This window comes from Fredinandcohnia onubensis (assembly GCF_002734215.1).
In the GTDB taxonomy this organism is placed as follows: Bacteria; Bacillota; Bacilli; order Bacillales; family Bacillaceae_L; genus Ferdinandcohnia; species Ferdinandcohnia onubensis.
This window is the reverse complement of the sequence record NZ_NSEB01000004.1, coordinates 255,954-272,511: the sequence shown is the minus strand read 5'-3', so window position 1 is coordinate 272,511 and position 16,558 is coordinate 255,954. Positions and strand designations below refer to the sequence as shown.

The 16,558-nt window shown below is 38.7% G+C and carries 14 protein-coding genes; 1 reads left to right on the top strand and 13 read right to left on the bottom strand.

From position 1 onward, the window contains the following. Positions 1–33 precede the first annotated feature (33 nt). The 13 genes from CKK03_RS04245 to CKK03_RS04185 all read right to left on the bottom strand — a co-directional run bounded on the left by CKK03_RS04245 (position 34) and on the right by CKK03_RS04185 (position 16,209). Positions 34–858 carry a carbohydrate ABC transporter permease gene (locus CKK03_RS04245; RefSeq protein ID WP_099361377.1) on the bottom strand — a complete coding sequence of 275 codons (825 nt, stop codon included), beginning with the start codon at positions 856–858 and terminating at the stop codon, positions 34–36. Beyond that, positions 851–1,666, bottom strand: coding sequence for a carbohydrate ABC transporter permease (locus CKK03_RS04240; protein WP_245864029.1), 816 nt, complete (start codon positions 1,664–1,666; stop codon positions 851–853). Before CKK03_RS04240 ends, CKK03_RS04245 begins: the two co-directional genes overlap by 8 nt. A 220-nt stretch (positions 1,667–1,886) precedes the next feature. Further along, positions 1,887–3,173, bottom strand: coding sequence for an ABC transporter substrate-binding protein (locus tag CKK03_RS04235; protein ID WP_099361376.1), 1,287 nt, complete (start codon positions 3,171–3,173; stop codon positions 1,887–1,889). Positions 3,174–3,351: 178 nt separating this feature from the next. Continuing rightward, entirely contained in the window at positions 3,352–5,103 is a 1,752-nt protein-coding gene (locus tag CKK03_RS04230; protein ID WP_099361375.1) for a sensor histidine kinase, read from the bottom strand. A gap of 7 nt (positions 5,104–5,110) precedes the next feature. Continuing rightward, positions 5,111–6,652: a response regulator transcription factor gene (locus CKK03_RS04225; RefSeq protein WP_099361374.1), complete on the bottom strand. Its 1,542-nt coding sequence runs from the start codon at positions 6,650–6,652 to the stop codon at positions 5,111–5,113. 188 nt (positions 6,653–6,840) lie between these two features. Beyond that, entirely contained in the window at positions 6,841–8,790 is a 1,950-nt protein-coding gene (locus CKK03_RS04220; RefSeq protein ID WP_099361373.1) for an ABC transporter permease, read from the bottom strand. Continuing rightward, positions 8,780–9,541: an ABC transporter ATP-binding protein gene (locus CKK03_RS04215; RefSeq protein WP_099361372.1), complete on the bottom strand. Its 762-nt coding sequence runs from the start codon at positions 9,539–9,541 to the stop codon at positions 8,780–8,782. The genes CKK03_RS04220 and CKK03_RS04215 overlap by 11 nt, the downstream gene beginning before the upstream one ends. A 91-nt stretch (positions 9,542–9,632) precedes the next feature. After that, positions 9,633–10,637 carry a sensor histidine kinase gene (locus tag CKK03_RS04210; protein ID WP_099361371.1) on the bottom strand — a complete coding sequence of 335 codons (1,005 nt, stop codon included), beginning with the start codon at positions 10,635–10,637 and terminating at the stop codon, positions 9,633–9,635. Next, entirely contained in the window at positions 10,638–11,330 is a 693-nt protein-coding gene (locus tag CKK03_RS04205) for a response regulator transcription factor (RefSeq protein ID WP_099361798.1), read from the bottom strand. 169 nt (positions 11,331–11,499) lie between these two features. Further along, complete coding sequence (locus tag CKK03_RS04200; protein WP_099361370.1) at positions 11,500–12,630, bottom strand: Ger(x)C family spore germination protein; 1,131 nt, start codon at positions 12,628–12,630, stop codon at positions 11,500–11,502. Continuing rightward, positions 12,627–13,727 (bottom strand): GerAB/ArcD/ProY family transporter, encoded by a 1,101-nt coding sequence (locus tag CKK03_RS04195; RefSeq protein ID WP_099361369.1) that lies wholly within the window; start codon positions 13,725–13,727, stop codon positions 12,627–12,629. Before CKK03_RS04195 ends, CKK03_RS04200 begins: the two co-directional genes overlap by 4 nt. Further along, entirely contained in the window at positions 13,724–15,268 is a 1,545-nt protein-coding gene (locus CKK03_RS04190; protein WP_099361368.1) for a spore germination protein, read from the bottom strand. The genes CKK03_RS04195 and CKK03_RS04190 overlap by 4 nt, the downstream gene beginning before the upstream one ends. A 125-nt stretch (positions 15,269–15,393) precedes the next feature. Further along, positions 15,394–16,209, bottom strand: a complete 816-nt coding sequence (locus CKK03_RS04185; RefSeq protein ID WP_099361367.1) for a ZIP family metal transporter — start codon at positions 16,207–16,209, stop codon at positions 15,394–15,396. 132 nt (positions 16,210–16,341) lie between these two features. Between CKK03_RS04185 and CKK03_RS23575 the strand changes: the two genes are divergently transcribed. After that, positions 16,342–16,558: hypothetical protein (locus CKK03_RS23575; protein WP_218962797.1), on the top strand; the 217-nt coding region annotated here is incomplete at its 3' end.

Sequence of the window (16,558 nt, the reverse complement as noted above, 5' to 3'; positions counted from 1 at the left end):
CTTCCTTTCTATTCGTCTACCAAATGGTGTTAGTTATTTTACGGACCCCATCATTCCTGCTACGAAATGCTTTTGAAGTAGGAAGAAGATGAGGGCTGTTGGTAATGTTGCAATCACAATCGTTGTCATAATCATCCCGAAATCAGGTGCATGACTCGAACCAAGATTCGAAATAAGCAATGGAATCGTATGGTTTTCTGGTGACTGTAGCACAACGAGTGGCCACAGGTAATTGTTCCAGCTTGCCATAAACGTTATGATGGCTGCCGCCGCATAGGTTGTTTTCATCGTTGGTACATAGATACGGAAGAATACACCAAGCTCTGTTAAACCATCCATTCGTCCCGCTTCTAGTAGCGCTTTTGGAAACATCTTTGTATTCTGTCTAAAGAAAAAGATCAGAAATGCCGTTGTAATACTTGGCAACATAGCAGCCGTTAACGTATCTATCCCAATCCCAGGTGCATATTGAGAAATAGTCCCAAACATCCGGAAGAGCGGAATCATCAGTGCAGCAAAAGGAATCATCATCGACAGAAGCAAGATATTAAAGACTACATCCTTTGCCTTACTACGGTAGATTTCAAAGCCATATCCTGCAAGCGACGCAATGATTAGAGATAAAATGGTCGTTGCGATCGAGATAATGGCTGAATTCATTAACGCTGGAACAAGGTTGACCGAATTTAATAGGTTCTGGAAGTTTTCCAGCAAATGTGTTCCAGGCAATAACCTCCCATTTGTCACATCAACAGATTTATTTGTTGCACTAACAATCATCCATAAAAATGGGAAAATAGAGATGATCGTAAAAATCGATAGAATGATATAAACGAAAGCCTGTTTTATTTTATGCATTTTTATCACCTGCTACTTTGAACTGAATGATCGAGAAGAAAATGATCATAATTACGATTGCATATGACACTGTCGCAGCATAGCCAAAATCAGGAGTATATTTAAATGAGAGATTATAAATATACTGAGAGATTGTTAATGTTGCATTACCTGGTCCACCCTTTGTTATGTTCATTACTTCATCAAATAACTGAAGCGTACCAATGGTTGATGTAATCGATGTAAATAAAATAATCGGCTTTAGCATTGGAATTGTAATTTTAAAAAATTGTTGAAAAGCATTTGCACCATCAATCTTTGCTGCTTCATAAATAGAGTTATCCACATTTTGGAGTGCAGATAGATAAAAAATCATATTATAGCCTGTCCAACGCCATGTGATTGCGATAATAATCGTTACCTTTGCCCAAAAAGGATCTGTTAGCCATTGAATTGGTTCTGCGATGAACGACAGGTTGATCAGCATTTTGTTAATGATGCCATCTGTACTAAATAAATATTTGAAGACGACCGAATACGCGACAAGTGACGTAATACACGGTAAAAAGATAGCCGTGCGAAAGAATCCTTTTAGCTTCAAATTTTTATTATTTAACAAAACCGATAAAAACAATGCCAGAATGATCATGGCAGGTACTTGGATGATTAGGTAAATAACCGTATTTTTCACAGCCGTTATAAACGTCGGATCCGTAAACAACCGCGCGTAATTGTCAAAACCTACAAACTGCAGATTTGTTCCAGCACCTGATTGAAAAGATAGAATGAGCGCTTGGACCATTGGATAGAAATAAAATATACAGATCATGACCGTTGCTATTGAGATAAACGACCAGCCGATTAGCCCATTTTTAAAACGGAGTTTGTTGTTATACTTTCTTGGTTTCGTCTCTAAGTTCTGCTTCGTAGTTGCTTGTATCACTTCTCTCAACTCCCTACTTATCTATATAAGAATAGCCCCGGAAGAGCCCACCATTATTCGTACAGGTGAAGCCGGCGAGTTCCGAGGACTATTAAATTCGAATTTATTATTTGATTTGTGTTTCCGCTTGTTGTTGTGCATCTTCTAGGACTGTGTCTAAGTCTTGTCCATTCAGATAATTTTGCATTGCCACTATTAAAATACTTTCAATCGCATATGTGTGCATCCCATAGTTTACTTGTGGAATTTCTTCAGCCCATTTCGAAAAATCTGAAACAATAGATTGACCACCAAAGAATTCATCTGTTATCTGATAAGCTTCCCCTTCTGTAGCTGGGGTATAAGTACCGATTACCCCAATTTCAGTTACTAATTTTTGATACAAGTCTACATTTGAACCAAATGTCTTTGTAAGGAAATCAACTGCATTCTCTTTACCAGGAACATTTAGAACATACCATGATGCACCACCTAGGTTGGATGCATTTACAGATTCAATGCCTGGTAGAGTTGGATGAGGTACGACAGCCCACTTACCAGACTGAGAGCTTTCGGCTTTGATGGAAGGCGTAATCCAGTTCCCTGTTGTTACTGTCGCAACTTCTCCACCGTTAAATGTAGCCAAGAACTGATTCCAGTCTGAGTGAAAATTCATTAGGTCGTTCTCAACAAGTTCTTTATAAATCTCAAAAGACTTTTTAAGAGCCTCATTATCAGCTATATATGGCGTAGTCCCATCTTCCTTAACGTACCACTCACCTGCTGACTGAATCATAGTATGAATAATTCCTAACTCATTTGGGTCAAGAGTAAGCAATCTCTTACCCGTTGCTTCTTTTACTTTCTTCCCAATTTCAATGTATTCTTCCCAGTCGATGTTTTGTAAATCTTCAACCGTATAGCCCGCTTCTGCTAAGTAATCTGTTCTCACGTATAATCCAGTTACTCCTGAGTCAAATGGAAGACCGTAGTTTTCGTCATTTACACTCGTTGCTTCTACTTTATATGGAACAAAATCTTCTGTTTTATAAGTTCCAGTAAGTGGATGGAACATGTCTGGATAAGCTTGTAGAAAACTTTGTGCACGATAATCTTCAATTAATACGATATTTGGTAATCCCTTCGTTGTACCAGAACTTAAGCTCGTATTCAGCTTTTGCACAATGTCATCTTGCGCATTTTCAATGATCTTGACGTTGACGTCTGTATTTTCAGCAGCATACGCTTCTTTTGCTAATTCAATTGCTTTAATGTTAAAGTTTGGATCCCATGCCCAAACGGTAATCTCATTTGAATCTGAGCTTCCCTCCGGTTCAGTACTATTCGAAGACCCCGAAGAACACGCAGCCAACACAAGCATGCTAACCATCAATAGTGCAAATACTTTCTTCATGTTTAAATCCCCCTAAGAATGTCTGTTAATGTAAGCGTTATCCTCCTTACATTTTCTATGTTATCATCACGTAGAGCGCATGAGTTAGGACGATATTTTTGTAAATTTGTGATATTTTTGTATGTTGGTTGCGCTTCCATTTATTGACTTGTATTATCTTTAGGATTTGTGAAAATTTTTAGTTTTTTTGTATTGGAAGTGTGATACGAACCTTTGTCCCTTCACCGATAGTACTTGAAATCGTCACACCAAAGTCTTCCCCATATAATAGCTGGATGCGTTCATTGACATTCCGAACACCGATTCCACTGAACATCTGTTGTTTGCGCTTCGTATCCGGTAGGTTATGATCGGTAGTCACTTCCATTCCGTCACCATTATCAAGGATCTCACAAATGAGGGTATCTTCTTCTTTCCAAACGAGAACATTAATTGTCCCACCACTCTTTTTATTGAAACCATGGAAAAAGGAATTTTCAATAAATGGCTGTAAAATGAGTTTTGGAATTTGGACATCGTTACACTCCGGACCGATAAAATAATTCACTCGAATTCGCTCACCATATCGTTTCTGATTAATGAAGGCATAGCTTTTTAAATTATCGATTTCTTGATCCACGGTGATCGTTTCACTAATATTGCCAATGGTATTTTGGAGAAGTGAGATTAGCGCATTGACTGTTTCGGTTGCCTCTTCTTTTCCACCTTGCTGCACCATGAACTTGATTGAAGTTAACGTATTATATAAAAAATGTGGATTGATTTGTTGCTGGAGTGCTGCTAATTCTGCATTCCGTTTCTGTTTTTGGCTCAGCACAAGTTTGTCTACATACTCATGAAGCTCATCAAGCATTGAATTGAAGGCTTGACCAATTTGACGTGTTTCATATGTACCCGTTACCGGTATATAATGATCAAAGTCATTTTTGGGGGTATTTTCAATTTGCTTTACAAGATTTGTCAACGAATTGGTCAACCTTCTTGAGGCAAAAAACACAATGATAATCGCTAGGATCATAAATAGTACGCTGATCATGACAATTGATTTTTTATCAATGATATCCTTAAAAGCTGTTTGTTTATCAATTAAATTGACCAAATACAAATTTAGGGTAGGGCTATATTCAGTCATAATAATATGATCCTTGCCCTTAAATTCTGTATTCATGTAATTCTTTTGTTGATCCTCTAATTGGATGGCATAGTCCAGGAGCTCTACTTCTTTTTTCCCAATGAACTCCTCCCGATTACTAGATAAAATGGTCCCCGCCTGATCCATCACTAGTACATCATTCCCTAAGCTCGTGTAGCTACTATAAAACTTTCGAAAATCTTCTTCTAGAATCGTAAAGTACATGGATCCATAAACATAGTTTGATGTTCGTTCCATGAATGCCTTTGAAGCAATAATGAATCGATCATCCTCTTGTTGTTCAAGATGATAAAGCAGTCTTTTAGGTTGTTTTAGTGTAGCTGTAGTGATGAAATGATTCTGCAGCTCTTCATCTGATAAGGCCCATGCAGGTCGATCCGTTGCATAAATAACACCATTTATCCCATGGACCAAAATGCTTACATTATAAGCTTCTACACTGGATTTTATCGTTTCTAATTGTGAGTTTACTTGATAATAATAGCTGCCCAACATACGATTTGAGTGATTACCTGTGAGAAAACTCTTAACCGTTCCGTTTTGCAAAAGGTTATTCGAAGCAATCACAATCGAATAATGAAAAGTTCCTAAACTCTCCTTTATCTGATCCATCACCTTGCTATTGTTAAAACTAAACCGCTCGACAAAAAACTTCTCTGACATGCGTAAAGTGGTCCAGGATATCAATGAGGAAACCGTAACTATAATCACGATGGTAAGAAGAAACATTTTATAAAACAGGCTATTATGTCTAAATCGATTACGTAAAATTCTCATGTACATCTCATCTCTTTTTTCGTCTAAATTTACTAGGTGACATTCCGTGTACCTTTTTAAACACTTTACAGAAATAACTATGGTCCGAATAACCAACCATTCCACTAATTTCTGAAATGGGTGCCGTATCCTTTAGGAGGAGCTGTGAGGCTTTTTCAATTCGAACCTTATTCAAATATTCTATAAACCCTTCTTTATTATGAGTAGAAAAATAGCTAGATAAATACGAAGGATTAAAATGGAAATGCTCGGCTACACCAGCAAGGCTTAGTGGTTCCGCATAATGGTCTTCAATATATTGCAGGAGCTTTTTCATATTCAAATTAATAGGTTGATTCTTCTCCGATTGTAAGCATTTGTTTACTTGTTCAATAAAAGTCATTAGAATATCGACTGTTTCAGTAGACGATTGAGCTTCATTAATCGACCTAAAGTATTCATACTTGGCATTCTCTATTTCCGAGAAATCGTACTCCGTATTACCAAAAAGAACGGTCATGTGAAAGATGATATGTTCGAAGAATGATTTAAACTCAAATACATCTGTTGTATAGATTGTAGAAAATGAAGTTACATAATCCTGCAAATAGCTAAAAGCTTCTTGGAAACGATCTTGCTTACATTCATTTGTGAACCACTCTATTTTAAAGGGTTCAATGTTAAGTATATCTCTTTGTAAATCTTGTGCCCGTAAAAGAGGGATGTCGGGAAAATAAAATCGATATTGCATTAGTTTTGAAACCTTATCCCGATAAATGAGTCCAATCTGTGAGAAGTCAGCGAACGGATCACTTAGAACAAATCCTGAATCCTGTTGGCTTTCCGCCATCATGTTTGCAAAATCGACGACCCTTTGGGTGTGGTCTTTTTTTACATTCAGAAGAATGACGGTTTCGTCTTTATTAAAAGGAATCGTGTGATAGATTCCTTGGTCTACAAAAGATTGGAATTGTCCGGTGATACGATCCTGAATTTGGCTGCGTTCAACTCTTGGAAGGTTCCCACTAAAAACAACCCCTAATAGATAGAAACAGTCATAGGGAAACATCCTAGATATCAGTTCGGGATCGTAATCTGTTTCATATCCTGACATGATCTTATCAATGACATGATTGATTGAAATGTAATCCTGCTGTTTTGTCTCAATAGAATTTGCGGAGGGTATCCTGTTTACTGCTTTAGTAAGCACGCTTAATAGTGAATGAGCATCCAGCTTGGGCTTTAATATATAATCAACAACTCCACTTTGAAAGCTAGACCGAACATAATCAAACTCTCCGAAACTACTTAAGACGATGACTTCAATCTCTGGATATTTTGACTTCACGATTCTTGTCAATTCTTCTCCGTCCATGATCGGCATGACAATATCGGTAATGACGATTTGGGGTTGCGTTTGTTCAATGATTTCAAGCGCTTCCTTTCCATTCGAAGCTTCTCCCACAATTTGAAAACCTTCCCCCTCCCAATTCACATAATGTTTGATCCCCTGTCTAATTAAGACTTCATCATCAACAATCACAATTTTATACAATTCCTTTGTTGCCATTTGTTGTTCACCCTATTTGCAAATTTTTATACCTATTATACACATCAAAACGAGGAAACCGAAAAAAAGTGGTTTATGCTAATGCAAAAAAGCCGATTCCCTTAAATCCGGAAATCGGCTCTATGCTTTTTGGGTCACGGGGACAGGTCCATCGTCCCAACTGGGACAAAGGACCTGTCCCTCTGTCCTTAAAGTGCTTCTTTTATTACTTTTTTGTAATACATCACGGATAGGATACCGAAGATGGAGTAGAGCAAGGTGTATAGAACCATGACGATGATCATCGGGGTCCAGAGTTCGGTACCGAACCAGAACCAGCCTGATTTCACGGCGAAATAACTATGAGATAGCCCGACCACTAATGGTATTCCGAAGTTAAATAATTGTTTGATTTTGATACCATTTATCAGGTCCGTTCTTGTGAAACCTAATTTACGCAAAATCGTGTAGCTTCCTTTTTCCTCTTCGCCTTCATCCATCTGTTTGAAATAGAGAATACAACCTGAGGTAACTAAGAAGACCAATCCAAGAAATCCGACGATAAACATCATCATGCCCATATTTCTTTTTTGGTCGGTAAAGGCATCCATTTGTGATTCATGCGCCGCCCATTTTGCTATATCTAATTCATGAAAAATATCGTTTGCCTTCTGTAGGTCATCTCTTTCATCGATATCAATCCCAATTGATATCGTAAATTCATCGGCTATTTCTGGGTCAGCATCAGAAGCTAATTGCTGATACACTGTATCATCCACAACCGCGACCGGTAATCCGCCATTTGTTAAGCGTAATGGAAGTACATTTTTTTCTTCAAATCCTAAAAACTCTAAATCAATCGCTGTTGTTTTACCTTTCACGGTAAATTTCCCTTTATTAAAAGTCATAAATGACTGGATAGCAGAGTTATTATTGACAAATATCGATTCATTTTCAGCAACTTCAAGATCATCAACTGCATCATCCGAAACAATAACCAATGGCATTTGATCGATACTATCCGAACCTGACGGCTGCTCAAGACTAATTTCGAGTATCTTTGTTTGGTCTGAAATCACATGTAAAAATTCAACTTCTGTTTTATTGTAGCTAATTTGATTTTTATCCAAAGCTTCGATAAATTGGCTAGCACGCTCTTCATTTGGGATCGAAAAGTCGTAAACGACAGATTCCGCCGCTGATTTTTCTGCTGAATAATACGAAATATACGTAAGTGACAGCAATCCGAGAGATAAGGCCGAAACCGTTGTAATGACTGTTAGTAAAATGGAATTAGACTTCATCCGAAACATAATCGACGACAGTGACAATACTTTATTCACCGTCAGATACCCGTTATTCTTTTTCCGTATTAGATTAAAAACAAACCGAATTGATCCTTTGTAAAAAAAGTACGTTCCAATAATAACAGATCCTAAGATGGCTAACATAGCCATAAACAATGCTTCCATTGTCGTAAACTGTCCATCGAATAGCTTGGTTGATAAATAATAGCCAAAGATGATGAGCCCAAGTCCGAGTACACCGATCACTACTTCAAGTACGGAGACCTTACGTCTTTTATCTTCTGTTGTTGAACTCGTATTAAATAATGTTAAAATTTGCTGTCTTTTAATAAACAATGCATTTATCGCCATGATCACCACATAAATAGCAGCAAACACTAGCACCGTTTGAACAAGAGCTTCAGGTGAAAAACGGAGCTCGGCAACCTCATTGATCCCAATAATTTTTAATAGAATCATCATTACAAGTTTTGAAGATACAAAACCGAGAAAGATTCCGATAATCATTGATCCGAAATACAGAATCATGTTTTCGACACTTAAAATCCAAAACGTATTTCCTTTTGAAATCCCGACTAATTGGAATAACCCAATTTCCTTACCACGACGCTTGATAAACAATGTATTGGCATAGACGAGAAAGACCGTGACGATGCCTATGAGCATGACGGACGCAGCCTTCATCGCAGCAGCACCCTTAATCGACCCTGCCGCTTCATCCATCGCTGGGTCGTACTGCAACGTGACAAAGGCAAAATACAACGCAACACTAAAAACGAGGGCAAACACATACAAATAATAGTTTTTGATGTTTTTTACTAGATTTCGGAAGATGAGGCTTTTAAAGCTCATGCTGCACCCCACCTAACACAGCCTGGGTCTTAATGATGTCATTGAAAAAGTCCTGTCTGTTCTCCTCGCCTCGATTTAATTTCGTGAAAATTTGCCCATCTCTGATAAAGATAACCCGGCTACAGTAGCTTGCTGCTTGTGGATCATGGGTGACCATCACTATGGTCGCTTCCCGCTTTTCATTTAAATCACTTAGTTTATTTAGTAGATCAGAAGCCGACTTCGAATCAAGCGCCCCTGTTGGTTCATCCGCAAAGATAATACTCGGTTCATGTACGAATGCACGTGCTGCTGAAGCCCGCTGCTTTTGACCTCCTGAAATCTCGTTCGGATATTTATCTTTCACTTCGAAGATTCCTAATTCCTTTGCCACATCCTCGAACATGATTTGTGCAGCCTTGGGCGAAATCTTATTTACCGTTAGTGGTAACATAATATTTTCTTTGACTGTTAATGTATCTAATAGATGATATTCCTGAAAAATAAACCCGAGGTGCTGTTTTCGAAATTCTGCAAGTTGTTTGTCCTTCATACTTGTGAATTCCTTACCTTCCACTCGGATTGATCCTGAGCTCACGCGGTCAATGGATGAAAGTACATTAAGTAATGTTGTTTTACCAGAGCCTGAAGGACCCATGATTCCAACGAACTCACCCTTTTTAACCTCGATATCAATTCCCTTTAGAACCTCTTGGCGGTTCCACTTGTTTCCGTATGTTTTTACAATTTTATTAGCTTCTAAAATGTTCAATTGTATCAACTCCTTACCTCTAGCATAGACGGGATTGCGCTATTTTTCCTTCGAATCACCGAACAAAACATGAAAGCATGTGACATTCTTGTCACATGCTTGTTAGTTTGAGAAAATCATTTTTTCTTGGAAAAGTTAGTGTAAAAGTTGTTCCCTCTCCATATATAGAGTGGACATCTATCCTAATTTTTAACGGCTTTGCTGCATTTTTTGTGAGATAGAGACCCATACCAGTTGCCGCATGATCCCGATGATCAGTTGTAGACGTGAAGCCTTTTTCAAAAATGCGAGCTAGGTCTTTCTCCTTAATGCCACGTCCGTAATCTTTGATTTCTAGAACCACTTGGTCATTTTTTTGATAACTAAGGATCTCGATATCGGCGTTTTCACTATATTTTACCGCATTGGTTAAGAGTTGCCGCAACATAAATTGTAGCCACTTTGCGTCAGAAACCACCTCTGAAACCTCCAGCGACATATCAAAGCCAATCCCCTTTTGAAAACACCATGATTTTAACGATTGAATTTCTTGAATGAGTAGCCCTTTCAAATCAACCTTTTCTATGTACAGGTCGTTTTCCATGAAAGGGATTCTTCGTCCGTGCAACTGCAGATCAAGTAGCAAGTGAATCCGAAGCCATTCTGACATGAGCTGCTCCTTTAACGTGTGTTCCTCCACTCTCTCAATCATTAATTTCATCGTTGTCAGTGGCGTTTTTACTTCGTGAATCCAAGATAATAATTCATCTTTTTCCTGTTCAACACTCGTTGCGTAACGACTTATTTCCTTTTTATAAAAATGATGATGCTGGTTAAGAGCCGATTCTACCATTTTTTCAAAGGGTGTGTTACTTTCTTGGAGACTCTCCATGCCTACAGCCGGGTCCCATTCTTCTATCTTTTCATAAAACGAAGCTTCCCGATTATAACGAATGACGAGAAATAAAATAAACACGACGAAAAAGACAAAAACAATATAGAGAACCGATCGAAATGACAAGGATGAATCAAGATACCCAATCAGCAGGATTAACACTTGAAGAAAGCAGAATAATAGAATCCAACTGCGTCTTTCTACGAGAAATTTCTTCATCATTTAAGCGCCATCCTTTTCCCTAGCCATATATCCTTGTCCCACTTTTGTTTCAATATATTGCCCTAGGCCGATTTCTTCAAGACGCTTTCGTAATCGATTGACGTTTACTGTTAGGGTATTGTCACTTACAAATCGTTCATCATCCCACAGGCTTTTGATGAGCTCCTCACGGCTGACGATTTGGTTCACATTTTCGATTAGGACTTTCAATATAAACATTTCATTTTTGGTTAATTCAATTGTTTCAGTGTCCTTTTGCACGGTGTTTGTTACGTAATCAACAGATGCCCCATTCCAAATTTTTAAATGAATTTGCTGTTCAAGGCTATAGTTGTAGACTCGTCTAAGGACGGCCTGAATTTTCGCAATGAGCACATCAAAATGAAACGGCTTCTGAACAAAATCGTCCGCCCCAAGCTGCATCGACATGACCATATCCGTCGGGTGGTCCCTCGACGACAGAAAGATAATTGGCACCTTGGAATGCGTTCGAATCATCCGACACCAATGAAATCCATCAAATTTCGGCAACTGAATATCGATAATGACCAGGTCGGGCTGAATTCTCGTAAACTCCTTCATCACATTGCTAAAATCACCGATCCCGTACACATCATACGACCACTGCAACAACCGCTCCCGAATCTCATTAAACAACGCCACATCATCTTCAATCAACAAAATCTTAAACACACTACCACCATCTATCTGGGACACAGGAACAGGTCCCGCGTTCCACCATTTTATGGGAAACACTCCCTCATACTCCACTCTAATAATACCATAAACTACCACAACAAGCCTGAACCCTCTGATGGATTCAGGCTTCTATATATTTGTCCCGACGGAACCGAAAGTTTGTTTATTTCCTCGTTTCATTGACTGTACCCGTGCCCTTAATCTCTACTTCAACAGATATATTAATATCAGATTCTGCTAGTGCTTCACCCCAGTTATCCTCAACCTTTTTAAAATCATCGTACTGATAGGCTCTAGCGTAGATTCCAAATCCAAATGGGTCGACTTTAAGACCTTGAATTTTTTTAAACAGTTCCTCATATCCCATCTTCAACCGGTCTTCAATGGTCTTTTTGATTTCCTTTTCATGGGATATCATATCTACTGATAATAAGCTTTCGAGAACAACGATGGACATGGAGATTTTGACATCGAACTTAAACCCGTCCTTGTCACGCGATGTTTTAACTTTGGACTTCACCGTTTTCACTTCAAAACTCAAATCATTTTTATGAAAAATCCCCTCCTCTTTTTCAGTCGGAATCGTAATGGTCGTATAACTAATTTGATGTTTCCGATTATGCTTTAAAAAGAGGTATAACGTAGATTCCGATAAATCAAGAGAATCCACATATTTTCCACGATCGTTAAGTAACGCGGTTCCAATTACTTCAACCTTTTTCCCCTTTTTCACATTGGCTAAAGCTGGTGTCACTCCCTTATCGAAAAATTCAGTATGGAGCTGTTGGAGCGTCCCTTTTTCCGTTCTTGTTCGTTTATGATTTTTATCAATGACATTCTTCAAGTACATCGCAAGAAATGCATTGCTTTCCGGCTCATAGTTAATGACTTCGGATACTTGACCGTCTACAATAACCACTCTTGTATTAATCGAAAAATTACTGTTCCGGTACATTGTATCTAGTATAGGAAACCAGTCCTCATGTTCCACAACCCGTTTTCCCAGTAAAAGGATCTGGATTTTGGCACCCGATACCTCACCACCTGTCACTGCATCAAAAAATTTTCTAGAATCTCGAATTGTATCAGCCTTTGTGTGATATGTATCCGTTTGTGCCTTTGCTCCCTTACTAAATACAGGACTTGACTCATAAAAAATGAGGTTATTATCCTCATCAAGATCAATCCCAAAGACGAAGACAATCGTCGTATCCTCTAATGGAACTTGGTATCCACAGCTTGTAAGCATCAATACAAGTGGAAGAAACAAAAGAGTACGAAAACAACGTTTCATTTCAAGCTCCTCCTCTTTAATAGACCGTGTATGAGGACATACCCCCATAAACAAATAGGGAAAGCATACGAAAAGAGATAACTTAGTCTATGTAATTCCTTACTCCAAATCAAATTCATATGTGCGGAGGGAGGAAACAAAATAACATATATTACACTAATAACTAGGAACCAGAATAATAGTTTTGAGTGTTCCTTTTTTCCTAATATCCAGCTTGTACTATACACAGATACGAACAAGAGCGGAAGGACTTTTGTAGACATCACAAATATATAAAATGCGAACACTACAATCTCTAATCGCTCGACAAAGGTAAATTCGATAACCTTCAAGACTGTAATGGTTGGTTCATTAAATTTTGTAATTTCATCAGGACTAAAAATCACAAATGCTACAACCGTAATAATTAAATAGGCAATCATGGTAATTGTATTGGCAATAACAACCCCAATTGAGGCCATTTCCTTTTTATGCAAAAAAGGATATAGGAAAAAGGCGATATCAAATCCAACATATGCAATGATTGTGATATTCACAGTTTTCATGACGGGATGCCAACCTTCCTTTAATAGAGGAAGAAGATTTAGAATTTGGCCATCCTTAATAGAATATGAATATAAGATAATAATCCAAAGCGTCATAAAAAAAATAACCACCGAATATCTGCTTATAATTTGAATATTGTTACGGACCAATAAATACGTTGGAATAGATAACAATACCATGAGTAAAGCTATGGAAATTCGCGGTAAGACCCACGATTGTATAAACATTGCTTCTGTAATAAACGAGTAGAGCGCTAATAAACCAAAATACAAAGCAAGGATCACCCCAGCCACTTTACCAACCCACTTACCGAAGTAATGTGTCAACAGGTCAAGAATCGTTCCATTCGGGTGTTTTTTCATAATTTGAATAATAACTAAACTAGTAACTGTAGCAAAGAACCACCCTATTATTATGCCAATCCACCCATCAGTCCCTGCCTTTTCTGCTAAGTCTCTAGGTAAGGTAAGGACGCCAACGCCTACTTGAACACCATGAATTAATAAGATGTACTGGACGATTGAAATTTGTTTACCTTGAACATTCATCATTTTTTGTCACCCTTTGGACGGCTAGAATTCGCCCTTCTCAATTGAATGGCCAAAGAACTTACAGGACGTTTGAGGGTTGACCATTGCGGGAAACGTATAAACAAATCCTTCCAGTCTTGAATTCGTAAGGGTGAAACTGGACTTGCATAGGAAACACCAAGTGACTTTAGCTCAATAAGATGAACGATTAATGTCATTAAACCTACACTTAATCCAACAAAACCAAATAAGGAAGCAATAATCATCATAGGAAATCGGATAAGCCTGACGGAGGCCCCCATTTGATAATTTGGAATGATAAAAGAGGCAACTGCTGTTATAGCAACAACAATGACCATAATATTACTAACGATTCCGGCCTGTACGGCAGCCTGACCAATGACAATACCACCTACGATTCCTATCGTTTGGCCAATTTTGGCTGGTAGTCGAATTCCGGCCTCACGTAGCATCTCCAGGGCAATTTCCATAATTAATGCTTCAATGAACGGTGGAAATGGTACTCGTTCCCTCGACACCCCGATAGACAAGAGTAATTTTAAGGGAATTACCTCAAAATGAAACGCAATTACCGCAATATAAGTCGCTGGCAAAAAGATCGCCGTAAAAAAACCAACATACCTTAACAGTCGAATAAAGGAGGCGACCAACCAACGCGACGTATAATCATCCATGCTCTTAAAAAAAGAAAAAAACGTTGATGGTGCCACTAAGACATTAGGTGCTCCATCCACCACCATCACAATTCTTCCCGCCAAAATTTCTAAAGCTGCAAAATCAGTTCGCTCCGTAATAAGAAATTGCGGGAATGGAGAATAGGGATTATCCTCTATGTATTCTTCTAATACGATACAATTTGTAATACTATCAACCTTAACCTGTTGAAGTCGGTTTTCAAGTTCCTTAATTAAATCCGGATTGGCAACATCGTCTAAGTATAAAAGGGAGACCTTTGTTTTTCCTCTCTCACCCATGTTGTATTCATTTATTTTTAAACGTTGATTTTTTATATGTTTTCGAATGAGTGCAATATTTGTACTTCCAGATTCCGTAAACCCGATATGCTCAGCATAAACGGAAGACTCAATCGGAGTATCTTCAATTGATCGTTCTGGCCATTTTCCTGTATCTAGAAGAAATGCTACTTGGGAACCGTCCACAAACAAGACACTTTTCCCATGTAAAATATCGTCCGTGATTTTTGACCATGTAGTAACTTCCTTGATTTGGGTGACTGATACCTTAGGTGTTAAATCCTCATGAGTAGTATCAACATGAAATAACAATGGTCTTAATACATGCTCGCTGACCACCGTAGAATCTGTAAGGTCACCTAAATAAACGAGTGTAGCTTTCGAATTTGTTTGTTTAATCACAAGGTTGGTCACGACTAAATCAGGAGTTTTACTAAAAATGCTTTGTATTTCATTGACGTTATCTATTAAATGCAAGCTTATCGGTTCCTCTTGAGGTCCTGAATTCTCGTTAGGATTGGTTGGTTGCTGTTGTGTTTCCTTTTTATACTTTTTAAAAAAAGACATATGAAAACCACCTACGATATGATGGTTTAGTATGCGACAAAGACTGGAAAAACATGCAAAATAGGAACCGGATCATGCCTGGCTTTTCAATGATGAATGGTTACACCTGTGATGTTTTGTACGGCTTACCCTAATGCAACGTCAAGTATCATCATCACGACAAATCCAATCATTAAGCTCATGGATGCGAGATCTTTATTGCCTTTTTCCTGTGAACTTGGAATTACTTCTTCTGCGACAACGAAAATCATCGCACCAGCAGCAAAGCTTAATGCGTACGGAAGCAATGGTGCAATGAAGGATACCGCAACTGCCCCTACAACAGCCGCAATCGGCTCGACCATCCCTGAAAATTGCCCGTAAAAGAAACTCTTTCGTCGAGACATACCATCGCCTCTTAACGGCATTGAAACCGCAATACCTTCAGGAAAGTTTTGAATGCCAATTCCAAGCGCCAAGGTCAATGCCCCCGCTAAAGAAGCTTCCGTTCCGCCATTAGCAAGGGCACCAAACGCGATTCCAACAGCCAGTCCCTCAGGAATATTATGAAGTGTAATCGCGAGGACTAAAAGCGTACTTCGTTTTTGACCTTTCGAATGAAAGCCTTCTGCGTCGTTGATTGGTGCATTTGGGTGAAGATGAGGCAAAATCTTATCAATTCCCCATAGAAAAATGCCCCCTAACAGGAATCCGGACGCGGCAGGAAACCAAGCACCGATTTGATTGTCGCTAGACATCTCAATCGCAGGGCCCAATAGCGACCAATAACTAGCCGCTATCATTACGCCCCCAGCGAAACCTAACATACTATCCAAAAGACGCTGATTGATCGTCTTTGTTGCAAAAACGAGGGTCGCCCCCAGTGCCGTCATCCCCCATGTAAACAAAGTCGCAATCAACGCTTGCATAACCGGATGAAAATTCTCGAAAAAGTCTACCATACTCAAGAACTCCTTCTTAACCAACTATATGATAGTTTAGCTTAACCAATTTTAGGGTTAAATATGGTGTAGAGGTCGGGATATGAGGTAGAGTTTGGTGGATATGGGGTAGCGTTTTATTGATATCGGACAGTGATTTCGGGATATCGGACAAAGATTGACGGATATCGGACAAAGTTCCCTGGTTATCGGACAGAGACTGATGGATATCGGACAAAGTTCTCTGGTTATCGGACAGAGATTGATGGATATCGGACAAAGTTCTCTGGTTATCGGACAGAGATTCATGGTTATCGGACAAAGTTCTCGGGATATCGGACAAAGTTCCCTGGTTATCGGACAGAGACTG

Excerpts from the sequence above, each read along its gene's own strand:
- CKK03_RS04245 (WP_099361377.1), bottom strand. The coding sequence starts at position 858 with ATGCATAAAATAAAACAGGCTTTCGTTTATATCATTCTATCGATTTTT.
- CKK03_RS04240 (WP_245864029.1), bottom strand. The coding sequence starts at position 1,666 with ATGATCTGTATATTTTATTTCTATCCAATGGTCCAAGCGCTCATTCTA.
- CKK03_RS04235 (WP_099361376.1), bottom strand. The coding sequence starts at position 3,173 with ATGAAGAAAGTATTTGCACTATTGATGGTTAGCATGCTTGTGTTGGCT.
- CKK03_RS04230 (WP_099361375.1), bottom strand. The coding sequence starts at position 5,103 with ATGAGAATTTTACGTAATCGATTTAGACATAATAGCCTGTTTTATAAA.
- CKK03_RS04225 (WP_099361374.1), bottom strand. The coding sequence starts at position 6,652 with ATGGCAACAAAGGAATTGTATAAAATTGTGATTGTTGATGATGAAGTC.
- CKK03_RS04220 (WP_099361373.1), bottom strand. The coding sequence starts at position 8,790 with ATGAGCTTTAAAAGCCTCATCTTCCGAAATCTAGTAAAAAACATCAAA.
- CKK03_RS04210 (WP_099361371.1), bottom strand. The coding sequence starts at position 10,637 with ATGATGAAGAAATTTCTCGTAGAAAGACGCAGTTGGATTCTATTATTC.
- CKK03_RS04200 (WP_099361370.1), bottom strand. The coding sequence starts at position 12,630 with ATGAAACGTTGTTTTCGTACTCTTTTGTTTCTTCCACTTGTATTGATG.
- CKK03_RS04195 (WP_099361369.1), bottom strand. The coding sequence starts at position 13,727 with ATGATGAATGTTCAAGGTAAACAAATTTCAATCGTCCAGTACATCTTA.
- CKK03_RS04190 (WP_099361368.1), bottom strand. The coding sequence starts at position 15,268 with ATGTCTTTTTTTAAAAAGTATAAAAAGGAAACACAACAGCAACCAACC.
- CKK03_RS04185 (WP_099361367.1), bottom strand. The coding sequence starts at position 16,209 with ATGGTAGACTTTTTCGAGAATTTTCATCCGGTTATGCAAGCGTTGATT.